16 protein-coding genes and 1 tRNA gene are annotated in these 19,236 nt (G+C 70.0%); 5 read left to right on the top strand and 12 right to left on the bottom strand.

Annotation, left to right across the window (positions count from 1 at the left end; translation table 11 throughout):
• Window positions 1–5 precede the first annotated feature (5 nt).
• Complete coding sequence (locus ACFYZJ_RS14885) at window positions 6–1,121, top strand: DUF4037 domain-containing protein (protein WP_388567303.1); 1,116 nt, start codon at window positions 6–8, stop codon at window positions 1,119–1,121.
• Between the two features lie 345 nt (window positions 1,122–1,466).
• Here the strand turns inward: ACFYZJ_RS14885 and ACFYZJ_RS14880 are convergent, their stop codons facing one another.
• The 6 genes from ACFYZJ_RS14880 to ACFYZJ_RS14855 all read right to left on the bottom strand — a co-directional run bounded on the left by ACFYZJ_RS14880 (window position 1,467) and on the right by ACFYZJ_RS14855 (window position 6,501).
• The gene (locus ACFYZJ_RS14880; protein ID WP_388567302.1) at window positions 1,467–1,736 is read right to left on the bottom strand and encodes a hypothetical protein; all 270 of its coding nucleotides are present in this window, start codon (window positions 1,734–1,736) and stop codon (window positions 1,467–1,469) included.
• 186 nt (window positions 1,737–1,922) lie between these two features.
• A complete protein-coding gene (locus ACFYZJ_RS14875) occupies window positions 1,923–3,266 on the bottom strand; it encodes an endonuclease domain-containing protein (protein ID WP_388567299.1) in 1,344 nt (447 codons plus the stop codon).
• A gap of 349 nt (window positions 3,267–3,615) precedes the next feature.
• Window positions 3,616–3,691 (bottom strand) — tRNA-His (locus tag ACFYZJ_RS14870).
• A 126-nt stretch (window positions 3,692–3,817) separates the two neighbouring features.
• Complete coding sequence (gene orn, locus ACFYZJ_RS14865; RefSeq protein ID WP_388567297.1) at window positions 3,818–4,420, bottom strand: oligoribonuclease; 603 nt, start codon at window positions 4,418–4,420, stop codon at window positions 3,818–3,820.
• A gap of 147 nt (window positions 4,421–4,567) precedes the next feature.
• The gene (locus ACFYZJ_RS14860; protein WP_388567294.1) at window positions 4,568–5,803 is read right to left on the bottom strand and encodes a helix-turn-helix domain-containing protein; all 1,236 of its coding nucleotides are present in this window, start codon (window positions 5,801–5,803) and stop codon (window positions 4,568–4,570) included.
• A gap of 377 nt (window positions 5,804–6,180) precedes the next feature.
• A complete protein-coding gene (locus ACFYZJ_RS14855; protein ID WP_388567291.1) occupies window positions 6,181–6,501 on the bottom strand; it encodes a hypothetical protein in 321 nt (106 codons plus the stop codon).
• Between the two features lie 325 nt (window positions 6,502–6,826).
• Between ACFYZJ_RS14855 and ACFYZJ_RS14850 the strand changes: the two genes are divergently transcribed.
• The gene (locus ACFYZJ_RS14850; protein WP_388567289.1) at window positions 6,827–7,354 is read left to right on the top strand and encodes a universal stress protein; all 528 of its coding nucleotides are present in this window, start codon (window positions 6,827–6,829) and stop codon (window positions 7,352–7,354) included.
• Window positions 7,355–7,689: 335 nt separating this feature from the next.
• Window positions 7,690–8,256, top strand: a complete 567-nt coding sequence (locus tag ACFYZJ_RS14845) for a GPR1/FUN34/YaaH family transporter (protein ID WP_388567286.1) — start codon at window positions 7,690–7,692, stop codon at window positions 8,254–8,256.
• A gap of 127 nt (window positions 8,257–8,383) precedes the next feature.
• Here ACFYZJ_RS14845 and glmS read toward each other — a convergent pair whose 3' ends face one another.
• Window positions 8,384–10,201, bottom strand: coding sequence for a glutamine--fructose-6-phosphate transaminase (isomerizing) (gene glmS, locus ACFYZJ_RS14840; RefSeq protein WP_388567284.1), 1,818 nt, complete (start codon window positions 10,199–10,201; stop codon window positions 8,384–8,386).
• A 66-nt stretch (window positions 10,202–10,267) separates the two neighbouring features.
• Window positions 10,268–10,525, bottom strand: a complete 258-nt coding sequence (locus ACFYZJ_RS14835) for a hypothetical protein (RefSeq protein ID WP_388567282.1) — start codon at window positions 10,523–10,525, stop codon at window positions 10,268–10,270.
• A 165-nt stretch (window positions 10,526–10,690) separates the two neighbouring features.
• Between ACFYZJ_RS14835 and ACFYZJ_RS14830 the strand changes: the two genes are divergently transcribed.
• Together ACFYZJ_RS14830 and ACFYZJ_RS14825 are read left to right on the top strand one after the other, a co-directional pair.
• Complete coding sequence (locus ACFYZJ_RS14830; RefSeq protein WP_388567639.1) at window positions 10,691–12,256, top strand: fibronectin type III domain-containing protein; 1,566 nt, start codon at window positions 10,691–10,693, stop codon at window positions 12,254–12,256.
• Window positions 12,257–12,475: 219 nt separating this feature from the next.
• Window positions 12,476–14,077, top strand: a complete 1,602-nt coding sequence (locus ACFYZJ_RS14825; protein ID WP_388567278.1) for a beta-N-acetylhexosaminidase — start codon at window positions 12,476–12,478, stop codon at window positions 14,075–14,077.
• Window positions 14,078–14,139: 62 nt separating this feature from the next.
• On the opposite strand, the gene ACFYZJ_RS14820 is transcribed toward ACFYZJ_RS14825, so the two are convergent.
• Genes ACFYZJ_RS14820 through desA form a run of 4 tightly spaced genes read right to left on the bottom strand, consistent with a single transcriptional unit; the run spans window position 14,140 to window position 19,181 of the window.
• Entirely contained in the window at window positions 14,140–15,912 is a 1,773-nt protein-coding gene (locus tag ACFYZJ_RS14820) for an IucA/IucC family protein (RefSeq protein WP_388567276.1), read from the bottom strand.
• Window positions 15,909–16,451, bottom strand: coding sequence for a GNAT family N-acetyltransferase (locus tag ACFYZJ_RS14815; RefSeq protein WP_388567274.1), 543 nt, complete (start codon window positions 16,449–16,451; stop codon window positions 15,909–15,911). Before ACFYZJ_RS14815 ends, ACFYZJ_RS14820 begins: the two co-directional genes overlap by 4 nt.
• A complete protein-coding gene (locus tag ACFYZJ_RS14810) occupies window positions 16,448–17,731 on the bottom strand; it encodes a lysine N(6)-hydroxylase/L-ornithine N(5)-oxygenase family protein (RefSeq protein ID WP_388567272.1) in 1,284 nt (427 codons plus the stop codon). The genes ACFYZJ_RS14815 and ACFYZJ_RS14810 overlap by 4 nt, the downstream gene beginning before the upstream one ends.
• Window positions 17,715–19,181, bottom strand: a complete 1,467-nt coding sequence (desA, locus tag ACFYZJ_RS14805) for a lysine decarboxylase DesA (RefSeq protein ID WP_388567269.1) — start codon at window positions 19,179–19,181, stop codon at window positions 17,715–17,717. The genes ACFYZJ_RS14810 and desA overlap by 17 nt, the downstream gene beginning before the upstream one ends.
• Window positions 19,182–19,236: the final 55 nt, after the last annotated feature.

Below are 19,236 nucleotides of genomic sequence, written 5' to 3'. Positions count from 1 at the left end.
AGGTCATGGCGACTTCCGAGGCCCGGTTCATACCCGGCCTGAAGCTGTCCGGGATCCTGTACGAGGAAGCGGTACGGCCGGTCCTCAGCGAGGCCTTCCCGGGACTGCGACACGCGGCGGCGCGGATCGGCAGCGGTTCGGAGGTGCTGGGCTTCGACACCCCCCGCTCGGCGGACCACGAGTGGGGTCCCCGGCTGGAGCTCTTCCTCTCGGCCGAGGACCGCGCTCGGTACGGCGACGACATCCGCCGTCTGCTGGCCGAACGGCTGCCGAAGCAGCTGCGCGGCTGGCCCACCCATTTCCAGGAGAGCGACGATCCGCTGGACCCCGTCGGACGCATGCGACCGACCGACGGGCCGGTCAACCACCGTGTCGACGTGCACGACGTCGAAGGGTGGCTGGCCGAGCGGCTCGGGCTGCGGTCGGCCGACCCGGAGCCGAGCGTGCGCGTATGGCTGGCGATGCCCCAGCAACGGCTCGCCGAGACCACCGGCGGCGCGGTGTTCCACGACGGGCTCGGCACCCTGACCGCCGTGCGGCGCCGGCTGGCCTGGTACCCGGAGCAGGTGTGGCGGTACCTGCTGGCGTGCCAGTGGCAGCGCATCGCGCAGGAGGAGGCGTTCGTGGGACGCTGCGCGGAGGTCGGAGACGACCTCGGCTCCGCCGTCGTGGCCGCCCGCCTCGTACGGGACCTGATGCGACTGTGCCTGCTGCTGGAGCGCCGGTACGCCCCCTACGGCAAATGGCTCGGCAGCGCGTTCGGCCGGCTCCCGGTGGCCGCGTCGCTCGCCCCGTCGCTGCGCGGCGCGCTGGCGGCGAGGGACCACCCGACCCGGGAACGGCATCTGTGCGACGCGTACGAAGCGGTCGCCGCCCTGCAGAACGCGTCCGGACTGACGACCCCGGTGGACCCGAGCCGTCGCCGCTACCACGCGCGCCCGTTCCTCGTCCTGCGCGCGGAGCGCTTCGCGCAGGCACTGGCCCGCACGGTCACGGATCCGGACCTGCGCGGACTGCCCCTGGTCGGAGGCGTGGACCAGTGGGCGGACAGCACCGACCTGCTCAGCCGGCCCGAGGCCGTCGGCACGCCGTGGGGCCCCGGAAAACAGTTCAGCCGATGACCTGCTCCCGCAGGCCACCGGCTGATCACCGAGGGTGAGTGACGGGACTCGAACCTGTTTCGTATCACCATCGTGACCTGCAGCTTTGCTGTACATGTGGGCAAATCTGGGCGTATGGGTGACGGGTGATGACGTTGGATGACGCTGTGCGGCATCCGGTTTGGCCATGGCCAAACGCTCCTGTGGAGGACGGCGGGTGCGCGTAAGGCGCGGGGTTCGTACCCTCATGCGCTGTGCACCGGATAGGGCCGTCCTGCCCTGGCGGCCCTCCATGCTTCCGTCGCCGTCCGAACGGTGATGTTCCCCTCGTAGCGTGGAGTCCCGGTGCACGACAAACGCGGGCTGTCAGTCGTCATCCTCGTCGTACGGTTCAGGCTCCCGGACGAAGGCCAGATCAAGGACGTAACGTTCGTCAGCGGGGCACTGGGACCAGGCGTGCCCGATCCGCTCCGGGAACCAGTCGTCGTTGATGCTTCTCAGCACCTCGTCGTAGTAGGCGGACGCCGCTTCGCGTCCGGCCCACCACGCATAGCCCTCGTACACGCCCGGGCGGGGCAGGCTCATCTCGCCAGCCGGGCCAAGGGTGAGCTGATTGACGACGAGGACGCCGGTCACGGATGAAAGAGTTGCCGGGCCTCCGTCCCGTTACGGCAGCCGACGCTGACGCCCGTTCAGATGCGATGCCACTGCGGTCAGCTTCGCCTGCAACGGAACGATCAACTCGTCGAAACGCCCCATACCGCGTCAACGAGTCGAAATACCGGAAGCAACCCGTAGATCTTCGACGGCTTCGGTGCCCGCTCAGAACAGTTCCAGGTCCTCGCCGCTGGTGTCCGCGATGACTGGCCGGAACTGGGCAGGGAGGCCGTCCAGGCGGTCAGGGCCGGCCGCGGCGGCCACGGCGGGGGCAGTCTCGGCCAACCAGGCGCGAAATCGCTCGGCGGCTTCGCGGTAGGGGACTCGTGCCAGGACACGGTGCTCGCCGGAGGGGCAGAAGTCGACGGTGACAGTGAGCAGGCAGGAACGGGGCGTGTTCTGACTGCCCGTCCAGGACACGCGTAGGGCACCGCAGGGCGTGCGCCCGCGGGGGGCGCGGTGGGTCGGGCGCAGTGATCGGCAGGCTATGTGGGCGGTCCATGCGGCGAGGTGCGGCAGGGGCAGGGTGGTGCGTGCGCGGCAGCCGGTGCAGCGGTGCCAGTGGCGGAGCCAGTCGTCGGTGTCGGTGTGGAAGAGGCGTGTGTAGCGGTTCGCCACGCGGATGTCGTTGCTGTACAGGTGGTCGGGGCGTTCCTGTGTGTTGCAGGACTGGCAGACCGGGGCGCGGACGTAGCCGTGTTCGTGGCAGTGGTCGAGCACGGTGGCGGGCGCGGTGCGGCAGACGGCGCACGCCCACCCGGCCACCCTGCGGGAGGTACCGGGCTTCCTGCTGAGTACCGAGTACAGCTGGCCTTCCAGCTCTTTGTCGTACGGGCGCAGTGAGGCGGTGGGGCCCTCGGGGCCCTTCGTCTGCAGACCGCCGGCGTCCCGGCCCCGCCGGGGGTGGGAGGGCGGCTCGGTGGCGGCTGCGCTTGCCTGGCGGGTCCGCGCGGCTTGCAGCCACCGCGTTTCGGCGTGCTCGGCGGCGTCGAGCAGCCTGACCACGGCGCGCGGCAGCCACCACGTGCGCTGCGTCCCGTCGCGGGACTGCTCCACGAGTATCTGTCGCCAGTCGATCCCCGCCAGATGGTGCGGCCGGCCGACGTCACGTCGTGCGGCCCGCTCGGGGCCGCCCGACTCCTGCAGTTCCCCCGTGATGCGCCGGCGCCAACGCAGCGGCGTCTCCGCGTCGCACTTCTGCCTCGGCGCTCCACGAAACGGACCGATGCGGACCAGGTCTTGCCGGTCCATCCCCACCGCGTTCAGTTCCGCAGCCGCCCGGCGCACCTCAGGCTCCGGAACACTCCACTGACCGCCGCTCGCCCTGACTGTCGCCACTACATGGCTGCCGAGCAGGACGTACCCCGCCCGGGCATGGGCAGGAGAGCGGGTGAATGCGCCAGAAGCCGTCGGCACAGCGCTGCCGGCCGTCAGATCGCCCCAGAGAGCGTCCGCGGCATCCAGAGTGATCAGGCCGTCCGTGCGACCGGGCATGACACGCTCTGACATACCGACAGGCTAACGGCCAGCAACGCCGCAACGGGTTCCAATCGCCTCGGTCAGCGCGGAGGCCTGACATCCATGTCGGCCGCAGCCGAGGTGGCTCGGCTGCTGGACCTCGAAAACGTGGACGGCCCATGGCTCTGATCAGGACGCGTCACTCAGCGGCGGATCGGTGCACGAAAAAACTGCACAGTGTGCGACCGGACGCATGCTGTGAGTGCGGTTCCATGCGTACTTACGGCTGTCGGTCCTTCCCGGACGACTCGACTCGCGGGCGGATGGGCCGTGGTTCGGCCGTGGCCAAACGGCAGACAGGCCCATTACCTACGTTTCCGCAGGTAATGGGCCTGTTGCATGGGGTGAGTGACGGGACTCGAACCCGCGACATCCTGGACCACAACCAGGTGCTCTACCAGCTGAGCTACACCCACCATGACCGGTGTTTTCGCAGTGGTTTCCCCCACCGGCCGAGAAAAAGTGTACAGGGTCCGAAGGGGTGCTCGCGCCAGCGTTTCCCCCGGCGTCGGGCGTGGCGCCCCGTCGGCCCCGTCGAGACGCTACCGCGCGGGCAGCACGTGCTTGGCCGCGATCGCGCGTGCCGTGTCGGAGTCCGGGCCCGGCTGCGGTACGAAGATCGCCTCCCGGTAGTAGCGCAGCTCGGCGATCGACTCGCGGATGTCGGCCAGCGCCCGGTGGTTGCCGTTCTTCTCCGGACTGTTGAAGTACGCCCGTGGGTACCAGCGCCGGGCGAGCTCCTTGATCGAGCTGACGTCGACGATCCGGTAGTGCAGGTAGTCCTCCAGCGTCGGCATGTCGCGGGCCAGGAAGCCGCGGTCCGTGCCGACGGAGTTGCCGCACAGGGGGGCCTTGCCCGGTTCCTTGACCCACTCCCGTACGTAGGTCAGGACCTGCTCCTCGGCGTCGGCGAGCGTCGTGCCGGCCGCCAGCTCGTCGAGCAGTCCCGAGGCGGTGTGCATCTGACGCACCACCTCCGGCATCGTCTCCAGTGCCGCGTCCGGCGGCCGGATCACGATGTCCACCCCCTCGCCGAGTACGTTCAGCTCGGAGTCGGTGACCAGCGCGGCCACCTCGATGAGCGCGTCGTCCGACAGCGAGAGGCCGGTCATCTCGCAGTCGATCCACACCATGCGATCGTTCATGTGTCCCACCTTATGGCCCGGGCGTGGCGTGCGGACCGCCCGTGCATGTGACCTGTGCGCGGGCGGGTACGGCGACGGGCGGGACCCGGGGTCCTGCGACCCCCTGGCCCCGCCCGTCCCCGCCGGTGCGCCGGTACGGCGGTGGCGCTACGGCGCGCTGCGCTGCCCGGGCACGCCCGGGCGGCCCGCCGCGTACAGCTCGGGCACGTATCTGCCCGCGTGGTCCGTGGACAGGGACGCCGAGGGACCGAGCCCGTTCGGCGGCGCCGTCCGGCGCGTCTGCATCGGGACCTGGGCGGACTCCTGCGCGGCCGGCGGCACGGACGGGCCGCCGGAGCTCTCGGCGTCCGCCTGCCGGTCGCCCTGCGGGCGGCGCGCCCGGTATGCGGCCCGGTAGGCCGCGGGCGACGAGCCGAGCTGGCGCCGGAAGTGCCCGCGCAGCGCGACCGGCGAGCGGAAGCCGCAGCGCCCGGCGACCTCGTCGACCGAGTAGTCGGAGGTCTCCAGCAGCCGCTGCGCCTGCAGCACCCGCTGGGTGATCAGCCACTGCAGCGGCGCGCTGCCGGTGAGTGAGCGGAAGCGCCGGTCGAAGGTCCGCCTGCTCATGTACGCGCGGGCGGCCAGCGTCTCCACGTCGAACTGTTCATGGAGGTGCTCCAGCGCCCAGGCGACGACCTCGGCCAGCGGATCGGCGCCGATCTCCTCGGGTAAAGACCGGTCGAGGTAGCGCTCCTGGCCTCCGCTGCGGCGCGGCGGGACCACCAGGCGCCGGGCGAGCGCGCCGGCCGCCTCGTTGCCGTGGTCCGTGCGCACGATGTGGAGGCACAGGTCGATGCCGGCCGCCGTACCGGCCGACGTCAGCACGTCCCCGTCGTCCACGAACAGCTCACGTGGATCGACGTGCACCGACGGATAGCGCTTGGCCAGCGTCGGCGCGTACATCCAGTGCGTGGTGGCCGGCCGTCCGTCCAGCAGCCCGGCGGCGGCCAGCACGAAGGCGCCGGTGCACAGCCCCACGATGCGGGCGCCCTCCTCGTGCGCCCGGCGCAGCGCGTCGAGCGCCTCCTCCGGCGGTGGAGAGGTGATCGATCTCCAGGCCGGCACCACGACGGTGCCCGCCCGTGAGATCGCCTCCAGCCCGTACGGCGCGGTGAGTTCCAGGCCCCCTGTGGTCCGCAGCGGGCCTTCCTCGCCGGCCGCCACCAGCAGGCGGTAGCGCGGCACTCCGGCGTCCTGGCGGTCAATCCCGAACACCGAAAGTGGAATGGAACTCTCGAAGATGGGGCCGCCGCTGAACAGCAGCACCGCGACGATCTCCTTGCGGCGTCGCCCGGAGAGCTTCCGGGCCGCGGCGTCCGGCGCGGCAGTTGAGTCGTGGCTCATCCTGCTAAGCCCCCCTCGGTGGTCGCGGCTCCTCGGTTGTGTCGCTCCTGCACGTTTCCCCTCGGTCCTGCACGAGTCCCCCGCCGTAGACAGTCATGATCGAATCTACTGTGTCGCGCGATGCCGACGTGACCAGTTCACCATCCGGCACATTGTCGACATGGCAACTTGGCGTGAAGCATTCGATCACGAAGGGTTGCACTCGTGGAGCGTGCAGGGAAGTGCGCCTCGTCCCGGTGGCCAATCCCCGTAGGGTGCGCGCGTCGCCCGGGGGCCTTTCGGCGCAGGTCGAAAGGGGGGTGGGGGGCCGTCCGGCGGCGTGATGCACGAGATTGAGAAGTTGGCTGAAAAGATGCGGGAGCGTGCGCGGAAACCGGTCAGTCGACCGGAGTGCTTCCACCGCTGTGGCGCCCGCCCCTGTGCGCCCCGGTTCCGGTCCTGCTGTGGCGTCCGCGGTGCGGTGCGATCTCCTCGGCCCGCAGGCGCGCGGCGCCCCGCTCGGACTGGCGGAGCAGGGCGCGGCAGGCGGTGGTGACGGCGGCGAGGCCGAGGGCTGTGCTGATCGCGGCGGCGAGGGAGACGCCGTAGCAGACGAGGACGGTGGGGACGAGGACGCAGCAGAAGGCGGCCCAGCGGATCACGTCGCTCGCGGTGTCCGGCGCGGGGCGGTTCCGGGGGGCGGTAGGGGGTGCGGGCACGGTGCGCTCCGTGGGGCGGGGGTTCGCACGGTTCAACGCGGCTCCGCCCCGTCGGTCACTGCCGCATCCGGGGCGGCCGCGGCCGCGTGCGCGGGTGTGGCCCGGGGGCAAACGCCCGGCAAACCGCCTGTACGGGGCAGCAACCATTGCGTTACGGGCGTTCCCTCGTGCATGCTCCCTGGAACCCCGTGCGGCCTGCGCGGGATCTGGGCTAAGGAGGCGTGCCGCCGTACCCTTGGGGGTATGGGGACGGGAAGACGATTCCCGGACGCAGCTCCGCCGCACACCGTCGTCCCCGACAAAGGATCACATCGCCGAGACAGCCATGGCCGGTCACGAATTCTTCGAACCCGCGGACCGCAAGCGGCCGGTCGCCGACCCGACGGCGACCGATCCCCTGGCGGCCGAAGAGCCACGCCCGTCGTGTGATCCCGCGTTCAAGCACGGCGTCGTCGTCGGCTTCGACGGGTCCACCTCCAGCGAGCGCGCCCTCGCGTACGCGATCGGCATGGCGTACCGCTCCGGGTCGGGCCTGATCCTCGTCCATGTCGCCAACCGGCTGCCCACCACGGTGTGGGCGGGCTGCGAGCCGCCGGTCTTCGTGGACGTGCCGGACCACCGCACGGAGGTCCTGGGTCTGGAGCTGGCCTGCGCGGATCATCTCGCCGACGTGCCCTGGATCCTGGTGGAGCGCGGCGGTGACATCTGCCACGAACTCGAAGAGGTGGGCCGGGAGTACGAGGCGGACGCGATCGTCGTCGGCTCCACGCACGGCATCGTCGGCCGCATCTTCGGCTCGGTCGCCGGCCGCCTCGCCAAGCGCGCCCGGCGCCCGGTGATCGTCATCCCCTGAGCTGTCGCTCCACGTGTGCCCACCGGTTCGGCTGTCGGGGCGCCGGTGGGTCGTACGCCGCCTGCGGGGTGTGCGTGGTCATTCGCGCCGTTCCACGCGCCCCCTTACGGGCGCGATTTACAGCCACCGCGCGCCCCGGCACGCGCCCCCGGCTCGCACCCCCACCGTTGTGATTCCGCAACTCGCCGTTGGCCCAGGTGAGATGCGCCGCGGGTAGCGCCGACCCGCTTCCCAAGTCCCTTCGATTTCTTGGCCCATAGAGGTGTTTGTGCCCTTGTGAAGGGCATATATCGGTCACCGCGCACCGTACACGCAGGACAAGAAGGGAGCCCGCCGTGGACAACGACGTCTCTGCGGGAGGCACCACCACCACCGTCGGCCGACTGGCGCTCGGCGTCACGCTGCTGGCCTTCGGGCTCGGATCCACCAAGGTCATCGACGGCGTGACGACGGCCGACGCCGTGTCACTGGCCCACTACGTCGGCGGCGTGGCCCTGTTCCTCACCGGCCTCCTCGCCCTCGGTGCCCGTGACACCGCCACGGGCACCGCCTTCTCCGCGCTCGGCGCCCTGTGGTTCACCTGGGCCGTCACGGCCGGCAACCAGATGTCCGACCACGCCGCCGGACTCTTCCTCCTGCTGTTCGCCCTGGTCACCCTGAGCCTGACGCTCGGCGCGTCCGGCGGCCTGCTCGACCAGGGCACCTACGGGCTGTTCTTCGTGTCCCTGCTGCTGCTCGCCATCGGCCGCCTCGCCGGCAACGACGTGCTCGGCAAGACCGGCGGCTGGTTCGCCGTGGCGGCGGGAGCGGTGGCCTGGTACGCGGCGACCGCGGCCCTCGCCCACTGGCCCACCACCCTTCCGCGACGCGCTGCCGGCCGGGGGGTGACGGCCGCCGGCTGAGGCAGCGACCGGGCCGGAGTGTGGGCGGCTCCGGCCCCTCCGAAAGAGCAACCCCCTGTGGTGGTGGCACACAGGGGGTTGCTGACGTTCGAACCCGCGAGATCGCGGCGCAGCCGGCCGGCGCGGACTACTCCACCGTCACGGACTTCGCCAGGTTACGCGGCTTGTCGATGTCCCGGCCGAGCGCCAACGCCGTGTGATAGGCGAGCAGTTGCAGTGGAATGCCCATCAGGATCGGGTCCAGCTCGTCCTCGTTCTTCGGCACCACGATCGTGTGGTCGGCCTTCTCCTGCTCCTGGTGCGCCACCGCGAGGATCTTGCCGCTGCGGGCCTTGATCTCCTCCATGGCCGCGCGGTTCTTCTCCAGCAGGTCGTCGTCCGGCACGATCGCGACCGTCGGGAGCGCGGGCTCGATCAGGGCCAGCGGGCCGTGCTTCAGCTCGGACGCCGGGTAGGCCTCGGCGTGGATGTAGGAGACCTCCTTCAGCTTCAGCGAGGCCTCACGGGCCACCGGGTAGCCGCGCACCCGCCCGATGAACAGCATCGAACGGGCGTCCGCGAACTGCTCCGCCAGCTTCTTGATCTCCTCCTCCTGCTTCAGGATCTCGGAGATCTGCTCCGGCAGCTTCCGCAGGCCCTCGATGATCCGCTTGCCGTCACGGACGGACAGGTCGCGGGTGCGCCCCAGGTGCAGGGCGAGCAGCGCGAAGGCCACCGTCGTGTTGGTGAAGCACTTGGTGGACACCACGCACACCTCGGGCCCCGCGTGGACGTACATACCGCCGTCCGCCTCGCGCGCGATCGCCGAGCCGACCACGTTGACGATGCCCAGCACCCGCGCGCCCTTGCGCTTCAGCTCCTGCACGGCCGCCAGCACGTCGTAGGTCTCACCGGACTGCGACACCGCCACGTACAGCGTGTCGGGGTCCACGACGGCGTTGCGGTAGCGGAACTCCGACGCCGGCTCCGCGTCCGCCGGGATACGGGCCAGCTCCTCGATCATCTGGGCGCCGATCATGCCCGCGTGGTAGGAGGTGCCGCAGCCGAGGATCTTCACCCGGCGGATCTGCCGCGCCTCGCGGGCGCCCAGGTTCAGGCCGCCCAGGTGCACGGTGGAGAACCGGTCGTCGATGCGGCCCCGCAGCACCCGGTCCACGGCGTCGGCCTGCTCGTGGATCTCCTTGTGCATGTAGGTGTCGTGGCCGCCCATGTCGTACGACTCGGCCTCCCACTCCACGGTGGTCGGCTCGGCCGTCGTACGGGTGCCCTCGGTGGTGTAGGTGCGGAAGTCGTCGGCCTTCAGTGTCGCCATCTCACCGTCGTCCAGCGTCACTATCTGGCGGGTGTGGGCGACGAGGGCGGCGACGTCGGAGGCGACGAACATCTCCTTCTCGCCGATGCCGAGGACGACCGGGGAGCCGTTGCGGGCCACCACGATGCGGTCCGGGAAGTCGGCGTGCATCACGGCGATGCCGTAGGTGCCCTCCACCAGCCGCAGCGCCTGGCGGACCTTCTCCTCCAGCTTCTCGGCCTGGGAGCGGGCGATGAGGTGGGTGAGGACCTCGGTGTCGGTCTCGGAGAGGAACTCGACGCCGTCCGCCTCCAGCTTCTTCCTCAGCTCAGCGGCGTTGTCGATGATGCCGTTGTGGACGACGGCGACCTTGTTGTCGGCCGACAGGTGCGGGTGTGCGTTGACGTCGGAGGGGGCGCCGTGGGTGGCCCAGCGGGTGTGGGCGATGCCGGTGGTGCCCTTGAAGCGCGCGGGGACCTTGGCCTCCAGGTCACGGACCCGGCCCTTGGCCTTGACCATCCTCAGGCCCGCCGACTTCGGCGAGGTGATGACGATGCCCGCCGAGTCGTAGCCGCGGTACTCCAGCCGCTGCAGACCCTCCAGCAGGAGCGGGGCCACATCGCGCTTACCGATGTATCCGACGATTCCGCACATATGTTTCCTTAAATCCCTTTTGACCCCGTATGGATGGAGCAGTCGCCCGGTGGCTCAGTCGTGGACTCAGCCGTAGACGATGCGCCGCAGCTGCCGGAGCGTGAGCTCGGGCGGTGCCACCGTGCGGTACTTCAGGTCCGCCTCGATCCGTTCGAAGATCGACGCGTTCACCAGTCCCTGGGCCTGCAGTTCGCGGTGGCGACGGCGGACGAACTCCTCGGTCGTCTCGTCGAAGTAGGCGAGCACGTCCTGGACCACGCGCAGCGCCTCGCCCCGGTTGAGAGGTGTGGTCCGCGTCAGATGATCGACAAGTTCGTCGTGCACCCGGTAGATCCTGAGGTAAGAGCGCCGGAATCGCAAGAATCGTGCCCGATTTCGGGCAGATGCCTGTTGAAGTTCTTATAGGGTCCCGTTCGACGCCTGTCCATCCTGTGTCCTGCGCCACGTTGATTATGTGGAGGAACTTCTGGCCACATGGACATACCTCGTATGGGAGTTCCGGAGAAGCTCGCGGCCCGCATGAGCATGGCGGAGCAGCACGAGTACCTGCGCGCGAGATTCTCCCGGCGCACGATGATCAGAGGCGGTGCCGTCACCCTGGGCGCCGTCGCGGGTGGCGCATTCGTACCGGGTGCCAGCGCCCAGGCCGCCGTCCCGACCCAGAGCACCGCCCCCGCCGTCGAGAGCGTCGACGGCGCCCTCGTCGCCCCCTTCGGCCGCCACCTCGCCTTCGGCAACGACCCGCGCACCGAGATCACCGTCTCCTGGCAGGTCCCGGTCGCCGTGAAGAACCCGTTCATCCGGATCGGCGCCCACCCCTGGGACCTGTCCCGGAGGATCCCCGCCGAGGTCCGCACCCTCCACACCCCGGCGGGCGTCGGCGCGAGCGGCGACCACACGCAGTACTACCTGCACGCCAAGCTCACCCACCTGCGCCCCGGCAGGACCTACTACTACGGCGTCGGCCACCACGGCTTCGACCCGGCCGAGCGCCACCTGCTGGGCACCCTCGGCACCTTCACCACCGCGCCCGCGCACAAGGAGCCGTTCACGTTCACGGCCTTCGGCGACCAGGGCGTCAGCTACCACGGTCTGGCCAACGACAGCCTGATCCTCGGCCAGGACCCCGCCTTCCACCTGCACGCCGGCGACATCGCCTACGCCGACCCGTCCGGCGCGGGCAAGACCGCCGACACCGGGTTCGACTCGCGCGTGTGGGACCAGTTCCTGTACCAGACGGAGTCGGTCGCCAAGCAGATCCCGTGGATGGTGTCGTACGGCAACCACGACATGGAGGCCTGGTACTCGCCCAACGGCTACGGCGGCGAGGAGGCCCGCTTCACGCTTCCCGACAACGGCCCGGACAAGAAGAACCTGCCGGGCGTCTACTCCTTCGTCTACGGCAACACGGCGGTCATCTCGCTCGACCCCAACGACGTCTCCTACGAGATCCCGGCCAACCTCGGCATCTCCGGCGGCACCCAGACCACCTGGTTCGAGGCGCAGCTGAAGAAGTACCGGGCCTCCAAGGACGTCGACTTCGTCATCGTCTTCTTCCACCACTGCGCGTACTGCACGTCCACGGCGCACGCCTCGGAGGGGGGCGTGCGCCAGGAGTGGGTGCCGCTGTTCGAGAAGTACCAGGTGGACCTGGTCATCAACGGCCACAACCACCAGTACGAGCGCACCGACGTCATCAAGGGCGACAAGGTCGCCAAGAAGCTGCCGATCGGCGAGACCGCCTACCCCGAGACCGAGGGCGTCGTCTACGTGACGGCGGGCGCGGCCGGCCGCAGCCTGTACGCGTTCACCGCGCCGGACTCCTACGAGGGGCACCTGAACGAGGTCGACTCCGTCGCCTCCTTCATCAACACCAAGGACGGCAAGGTCAACGAGACCGTCGCCTGGTCCCGGGTGCGCTACCTCAACTACTCGTTCCTGCGCGTGGACGTCGAACCGGCGGCGAAGGGCCACTACGCCAAGCTGAAGGTCTCGGGCATCGCCGAGACCGGTGACCGCATCGACCACTTCACGGTGGCGCGCCGCGCCAAGTAGCGAAACCCCACGGCAGGCGGTCCTCACATCCCCATGAGGACCGCCTGTTGGGCCTTCGGAACTCCTCGTCGAGGCGTCAGCGTCGAAACTCCACGTGCCGTCCTTCCGGATGATTTCCGCCGCGCCGGGGGTTGTTCCGTCCCGTTCGCGAGAGAGTGGTCTATACCCATCGGGCCCGGAGTGGACCGGGCCCGTGGCACCTCGTGGAAGGGAGCGCATGTGAGACAGCACCACAGAACGCCCCGTCTGCTCGGCACGCTGCTGCTCGTCGCGGTGGCGGGCCTGTCCGCCACCGCCGCGGCACCCGCCGCGGCACCCGCCGCGGCCGCCCGCACCGCCACCCCTCTCGACCGGGTGGTCCCGGCACCCGCCTCGGTCCGCCCGGGCGGGCCCCCGTACGAGATCACCCCCGCGACCCGCATCCGGGTGGACGACTCCGGCGCGGTCCGCCGCATCGGCGGCTACCTCGCCGACGTCCTGCGGCCCTCGACCGGTTACCCGCTGCCGGTCATCACGCACGGCACCGGCGGTGTCCGGCTCCGCCTGGAGGATGGCCCGTACGGCGCCGAGGGCTACCGCCTCGACAGCGGCCCCCAGGGCGTCACCCTCACCGCCCGCGAGCCCGCCGGCCTCTTCCACGGCGTGCAGACGCTGCGTCAGCTGCTGCCCCCGGCCGTGGAGCGGAAGACCGTGCAGCACGGCCCCTGGCCGGTCGCGGGCGGCACCCTCACGGACTCGCCGCGCTACGCCTACCGCGGCGCGATGCTCGACGTGGCCCGGCACTTCTTCACCGTCGCCCAGGTCAAGCGCTTCGTCGACGCCCTCGCCCTCTACAAGATCGACGAACTGCATCTGCACCTGAGCGACGACCAGGGCTGGCGCATCGCCGTCGACTCCTGGCCCCGCCTGGCGGCTTACGGCGGCTCGACCGAGGTCGGCGGCGGCAAGGGCGGCTCCTACACCAAGGCCGACTACCGGGAGATCGTCCGCTACGCAGCGTCGCGCTACGTCGAGGTCGTCCCCGAGATCGACATGCCCGGCCACACCAACGCCGCCCTCGCCTCGTACGCCGACCTGAACTGCAACGGCACGGCGCCCCCGTTGTACACCGGCACCGACGTCGGCTTCAGCTCGCTGTGCGTGCCGAAGCAGGTGACGTACGACTTCGTGGACGACGTCATCCGCGAACTCGCCGCGCTCACCCCGGGCCGCTACCTCCACATCGGCGGCGACGAGGCGCACTCCACCCGTCACGACGACTACGTGAAGTTCATGGACCGTGTGCAGCCGATCGTCGAGCGGTACGGCAAGACGGTGATCGGCTGGCACCAGCTGACCGGCGCCCATCCGGTCAAGGGAGCGCTCGCACAGTACTGGGGGCTCGACAGCACCGGCGCCGCCGAGAAGGCCCAGGTCGCCGAGGCCGCGCGCAACGGCACCCGGCTGATCCTGTCCCCTGCCGACCGGATCTACCTGGACATGAAGTACACCGCGGACACACCGCTCGGGCAGGACTGGGCGGGGCTGGTCGAGGTGCGCCGCTCCTACGACTGGGACCCGGGCGCCTACCTCCTTGGCGCACCCGCCTCCGCGATCGCAGGGGTGGAGGCACCGCTGTGGTCCGAGACGATCGTCACGGACCACGACATCGACTGCATGACCTTCCCACGGCTGCCGGGCGCCGCCGAACTGGGCTGGTCACCGGCCGCCGCGCACGACTGGGACACCTACCGGGTGCGGCTCGCGGCCCAGGCGCCGCGCTGGGACGCTCTCGGTATCGCCTACTACCGCTCGCCGCAGGTCCCCTGGCCCGCGCGGTAGCCGGAACGCGACGGGCACCCCGGAGGACCGTACACCGGGGTGCCCGCCCGTCCGCGCAGGGCCTACAGGCCCGCGATCGGGTTCTTCAGGGTCCCGGCCAGCTGCAACGCGCCCGACGGGTCCGCCAGGTCCACCATCTGCCGGTTGTCGCGCAGCTGGAGCCGGTTGAGGCAGGAAAGGGAGAACTCCGGGACGAACAGGTCGTACTGGCGGAACCTGTCGGCGAGCTGCGGGTTCGCGTCCTGGTACTCGTGGACGACCTCCGCGACCGTCCGCCAGAAGTCCTCCTCCTCGAGGATCCCCTCGGTGGCGAGCTGAGCCGCGACGAAGCGGAAGAAGCAGTCGAAGACGTCCGTGAAGACCGACAGCAGCTTCTTGTCCTCCGGGACCTCCACCCGGATCCGCGCGACCTCCGGCGGCAGCACCGCCTCCGGATCCATGACCGCGATCTCCTCCGCTATGTCCTTGAAGATCGCGCGCTGTACGACACCGTCCTTCAGGACGAGGATGACGTTCTCGCCGTGCGGCATGAACACCAGGTCGTAGGCGTAGAAACCGTGCAGCAGCGGGGTGAGGTAGGCGCCCAGATAGTGTCGCAGCCACTGCCTCGGTGTGAGCCCCGAGCGCTCGATCAGCGCGCCCGCGAAGGACACGCCCTCGTGGTCGACATGGGCGAGGGACGCCATCGTCGCCAGGGTCTCGCCGTCCTGGAGCGAGGGAACCGGGCTCTCCCGCCACAGGGCGGCGAGCATCTTCCGGTACGGGGAGTAGCGGTCGGTGGCCCTCTCGTACTCCAGGTGGCGGTAGCCGACGGCCGCGCGCTCCCGGATGATCGTCAGGTCCGTCGACTTCAGCACCGGGTCGCTCTCGAGCAGCCGGGCCAGCCAGTCGTTGATCGCCGGAGTGGCCTCCATATAGGCAGCCGACAGGCCGCGCATGAAACCCATGTTGAGTACGGACAGGGCCGTCTTGACGTAGTGCTTCTCCGGGTGGGACGTGTTGAAGAAGGTCCGGATGGACTGCTGTGCCAGGTACTCGTCGTCGCCCTCGCCGAGACAGACCAGGTTCCGGCGGGCCACCTCGGCGGCGAAGGTGACGGTGAGCTTGTTCCACCACTGCCAGGGGTGGACGGGGACGAGGAGGTAGTCGGCCGGGTCCAGCCCCTGGTCGCGCAGGATGCCGTGGAACCGCTCGACGGTCTGCGCGCCGAGCTCCTCCCGGACGAACGACTCGTACTCGATGCCGGTCCCCGCCGTGAACGCCGCCCGTGAGCGGTGCGCCGCCAGCCACACCAGTCGGACCGGGCTCGCGGTCTCGGGCGCGTACGACAGGTACTCGTGGATGCCGAAGCCGAGCCGCCCGTTGTTGGCGACGAAGCAGGGGTGGCCCTCGGTCATCCCGGTCTCGATCGCCTGGAAGCCGGAGCGGGCCAGCTCCCGGGACGTGACGTGCGGCTTGGTGAGCTTGTAGCAGATGCCGGCGAGGGTGGAGGAGATCTCCTCCAGGTAGACGGGCAGGATGTCGTCGCTCAGGCCCAGCGACTGCCTCAGCTCGATGAAGAAGTCCAGCGCGGCGAGCGGCAGCTCGGTGCCGTCCCGGTGACGGGTGATCGAGTCCGCGTCGACCTGCCAGTGGTCGAGGGCGCGCAGGGTGGCCGTGAAGCGGTAGCGGGTGAGCCCGTCGTCGCTGCGGACGAGGAACCGGCCGTCCCCCTCCCGCTCGGGGCTGATCAGCCGCTCGTGGGCGAACTCGGCGAGGGCCTTGCGGATCAGCAGGCGGGTGGCCTTCTCCCAGCGCTCGGGGGTCAGATGGGCCACGGCGTCGGCGAGGGTCATGCCGTCACCGCCTTCTCGAACCGCTCACGGGTGCAGAAACTCAACAGGGCCTTCTTCTCCGGCTTCTCGATCTCACGTTCGGGTACGAACCCGACCGCCGCGTTCAGTGCGTGCACGGCCGTGTTGCGCACATCGGGCTCGACGACGACCCTGCGCGTGGCCGGGTCCTCGAACAGGTGTCGTATCACGGCGGTGATGACGGCCCGGGTGAACCCGTGTACGGGCGTGCCGGCCGGTGCCACCAGGAAGTGCATGCCGACGTCGCCCGGCTCCGGCTCGTACAGGCCGACCAGCTCCCGGTGCGCCGGGTCGTACTTCTCCATCAGGAAGGCGGGCTCGCCGTCGTGCAGCCCGAGGAGCGCGTGGTGGTGCTCGTCGGCTTCGATCTCCGCGTAGGCGCGCTCGACGTCCGCGACCGTGGCGTCCTGCATCATCCAGAAGACCGCCTTGGGGTGCGTGACCCAGGTGTGCAGCAGTTCGGCGTCGCCGCCGGGGTCGAGGGGGCGGAAGGCGAAGGTGCCGATGTCGACGGTCCTCATACGGCGAACTCCTGGAAGGCGATCGTCTTCTCGACGGGGTAGTACTCGGTGCCGAGCAGCTCCCGGATGATGTACGCGTTCCGGTAGGCGCCCATGCCCAGGTCGGGTGACGTGATCGAGTGCGTGTGGACGCCGGCGTTCTGCAGGAAGACGCCCCGGCCGGTGACGTCGATCGCGTAGTTGCGGGCCACGTCGAAGTTGCCGTGCCCGTCGTAGCGCAGGCGGTGGCGGACGGGCCTGAGGAACTCCGGTTCGACGTACTTGTATCCGGTGGCGAGGATCAGGGCCTGGGAGCGCAGCGCGTAGTCCTTCCCCTGCTCCTCCTGGCGGAACGTGAGGGTGTACGTGCCGTCCTGGTACGTGGCCCTCGTCAGCGCGGAGTTGGTGAGCAGTCGGGTCGGGACCGGGCCGTCGAGGTTCTTCTGGTACAGCAGGTCGAAGATCTCGTTGATCAGATCGCTGTCGATTCCCTTGAACAGGCCCTTCTGCTGCTCGGTGAGGCGGTAGCGGGTCCGCTCGGGCAGCGCGTGGAAGTAGTCGATGTACTCCGGGGAGGTCATCTCCAGTGTGAGCTTGGTGTACTCGAGGGGGAAGAACCGCGGGGAGCGGGTCACCCAGTTCAGCCGGTAGCCGTGGGTGTCGATCTCGCCGAGCAGGTCGCGGTAGATCTCGGCGGCGGACTGGCCGCTGCCGACCAGGGTGATCGACTCCTTGGCCTGGAGCCGGTGCTTGTGGTCCAGGTAGCGGGAGTTGTGGATGACGTCACCGTCGAGGTCGCGGCAGGGCTCGGGGATGTGGGGAGGGGTGCCGGTGCCGAGGACCAGACGACGGGCGCGGTAGGTGTCCCCGCGCTGCGTCCGTACGACATAGACCTCGTCGTCGTCCGCGTACGTCACCTCGGTGACCGTCGTGCCGAAGCGGACGCCGGAGAGCTTCGAGGCGGCCCAGCGGCAGTAGTCGTCGTACTCCACCCGCAGTGGGTAGAAGTTCTCGCGGATGTAGAACGAGTACAGCCTGCCCTGCTCCTTGAGGTAGTTGAGGAAGGAGTACGGGGACGTGGGGTCGGCCAGGGTGACCAGGTCCGACAGGAACGGCGTCTGGAGGTGGGCGCCCTCCAGGAACATCCCCGAGTGCCACTCGAAGGTGGGCTTCGACTCCAGGAAGACGCCGTCGAGGCCGTCGATCGGCTCGGTGAGGCAGGAGAGGCCGAGGTTGAAGGGCCCGAGCCCGATCCCGACGAAGTCGTAGGTCTTGCCGGTGGCTTCAGGACGCGCGGTCAAGGGACTCTCCCAGGTACTGCTCGGCGTGGCCGGCGATCAGATCGAGGACGGCTGTGATGTCGTCCACCGTGGTCTCGGGGTTGAGCAGGGTGAACTTCAGGTAGTGGCGGCCCGCCACCTTGGTGCCCGCGACGACCGCGTCACCGGAGGCGAACAGGGCCTTGCGGGCGTGCAGGTTGGCGCGGTCGATGTCGGCCGGGTCGGTGACGGCGGAGGGGATGTGGCGGAAGACGAGGGTGGACAGCTGCGGCTCGACGACGACGTCGAAGCGCGGATCGGCGGCGAGCACCTTCCAGCCCTCGGCCGCCAGGTCGCAGACCTCGTCGAAGAGCTGTCCGATGCCGTCGGCGCCCATCACGCGTAGTGTCATCCACAGCTTGAGGGCGTCGAAGCGGCGGGTGGTCTGCAGGGACTTGTCGACCTGGTTGGGGATGCGCTCCCGCACCGCGCGGCGCGGGTTGAGGTAGTCGGCGTGGTAGGTGGCGTGCCGCAGGGTGGAGGCGTCGCGGACCAGGACGGCCGAGGAACTCACCGGCTGGAAGAAGGACTTGTGGTAGTCGACGGTGACCGAGTCGGCGCGCTCGATGCCGTCGAGGAGGCCGCGGCGGCGGGGCGAGACCAGCAGCCCGCAGCCGTAGGCCGCGTCCACGTGCATCCAGGTGCCGTACTGGGCGCACAGTTCGGCGATCTCGGGCAGCGGGTCGATGGAGCCGAAGTCGGTGGTGCCGGCGGTGGCGACGACCGCCATCGGGATCAGGCCGTCCCGGGTGCAGCGTTCCAGCTCGTGGGCGAGGGCGACGGTCTGCATGCGCTTGTCGCGGCCGACGGGGACGGCGACGACGGACTCGGGTCCGAGGCCGAGGAGCTGGGCGGACTTCCTGACGCTGAAGTGGCTGACCTCGGAGGTGAGGACGCGCAGCCTGGCCAGCGTGTCCGGTGCTTCCCACCCTGCCCGCCCCGGCTCGGCCTCCTCCCGGGCCAGCAGCAGTGCCTGGAGGTTGGACTGGGTGCCGCCGGAGGTGAACACGCCGTCGGCGGCCGGGCCGAGGCCGATCCGCTCGGCGGTCCAGTCGATGAGCCTGCGCTCGATCAGGGTGCCGCCCGCCGACTGGTCCCAGGTGTCGAGGGAGGAGTTGACGGCGGACAGGACGGTCTCGCCGAGGACGGCCGGGATGACGACCGGGCAGTTGAGGTGGGCGAGGTAGCGGGGGTGGTGGAAGTAGACCGCGTCGCGGAGGTAGAGCTCCTCCAACTCGTCCAGGGCTGCCGTGGTGTCGTGCAGCGGACGGTCCAGGTCGATCCCGTCGATGAGGGGGGCGAGGGCGTCGACCGTGACGCCGGTGAACGGGCGGTCGGTGGTGGCGAGTCGGTCGGCCACCCGCTCTACTCCTTCGGTCACGGAGCGGCGGTAGTGCTCCGCGGTGAGGTCATTGAGCAGGTGCGAGCGCATGTGGGGGTCCTCCGGTGGGGGAGTCCGTGCGGGACAGCAGAGGGGCGAAGTCGCC

The organism is Streptomyces sp. NPDC001848 (genome assembly GCF_042891915.1).
Classification (GTDB): Bacteria; Actinomycetota; Actinomycetes; order Streptomycetales; family Streptomycetaceae; genus Streptomyces.
Note: the sequence above shows the minus strand (reverse complement) of the source record. Positions and strands in the feature narration are given on the sequence as shown.

Bases quoted from the DNA above. Each gene is read 5' to 3' on its own strand.
- ACFYZJ_RS14860 (WP_388567294.1), bottom strand. From the start codon at position 5,803: ATGAGCCACGACTCAACTGCCGCGCCGGACGCCGCGGCCCGGAAGCTC.
- ACFYZJ_RS14875 (WP_388567299.1), bottom strand. From the start codon at position 3,266: ATGTCAGAGCGTGTCATGCCCGGTCGCACGGACGGCCTGATCACTCTG.
- glmS (WP_388567284.1), bottom strand. From the start codon at position 10,201: ATGTGCGGAATCGTCGGATACATCGGTAAGCGCGATGTGGCCCCGCTC.
- ACFYZJ_RS14815 (WP_388567274.1), bottom strand. From the start codon at position 16,451: ATGAGGACCGTCGACATCGGCACCTTCGCCTTCCGCCCCCTCGACCCC.
- ACFYZJ_RS14885 (WP_388567303.1), top strand. From the start codon at position 6: ATGGCGACTTCCGAGGCCCGGTTCATACCCGGCCTGAAGCTGTCCGGG.
- desA (WP_388567269.1), bottom strand. From the start codon at position 19,181: ATGCGCTCGCACCTGCTCAATGACCTCACCGCGGAGCACTACCGCCGC.
- ACFYZJ_RS14820 (WP_388567276.1), bottom strand. From the start codon at position 15,912: ATGACCCTCGCCGACGCCGTGGCCCATCTGACCCCCGAGCGCTGGGAG.
- ACFYZJ_RS14830 (WP_388567639.1), top strand. From the start codon at position 10,691: ATGGGAGTTCCGGAGAAGCTCGCGGCCCGCATGAGCATGGCGGAGCAG.
- orn (WP_388567297.1), bottom strand. From the start codon at position 4,420: ATGAACGATCGCATGGTGTGGATCGACTGCGAGATGACCGGCCTCTCG.
- ACFYZJ_RS14850 (WP_388567289.1), top strand. From the start codon at position 6,827: ATGGCCGGTCACGAATTCTTCGAACCCGCGGACCGCAAGCGGCCGGTC.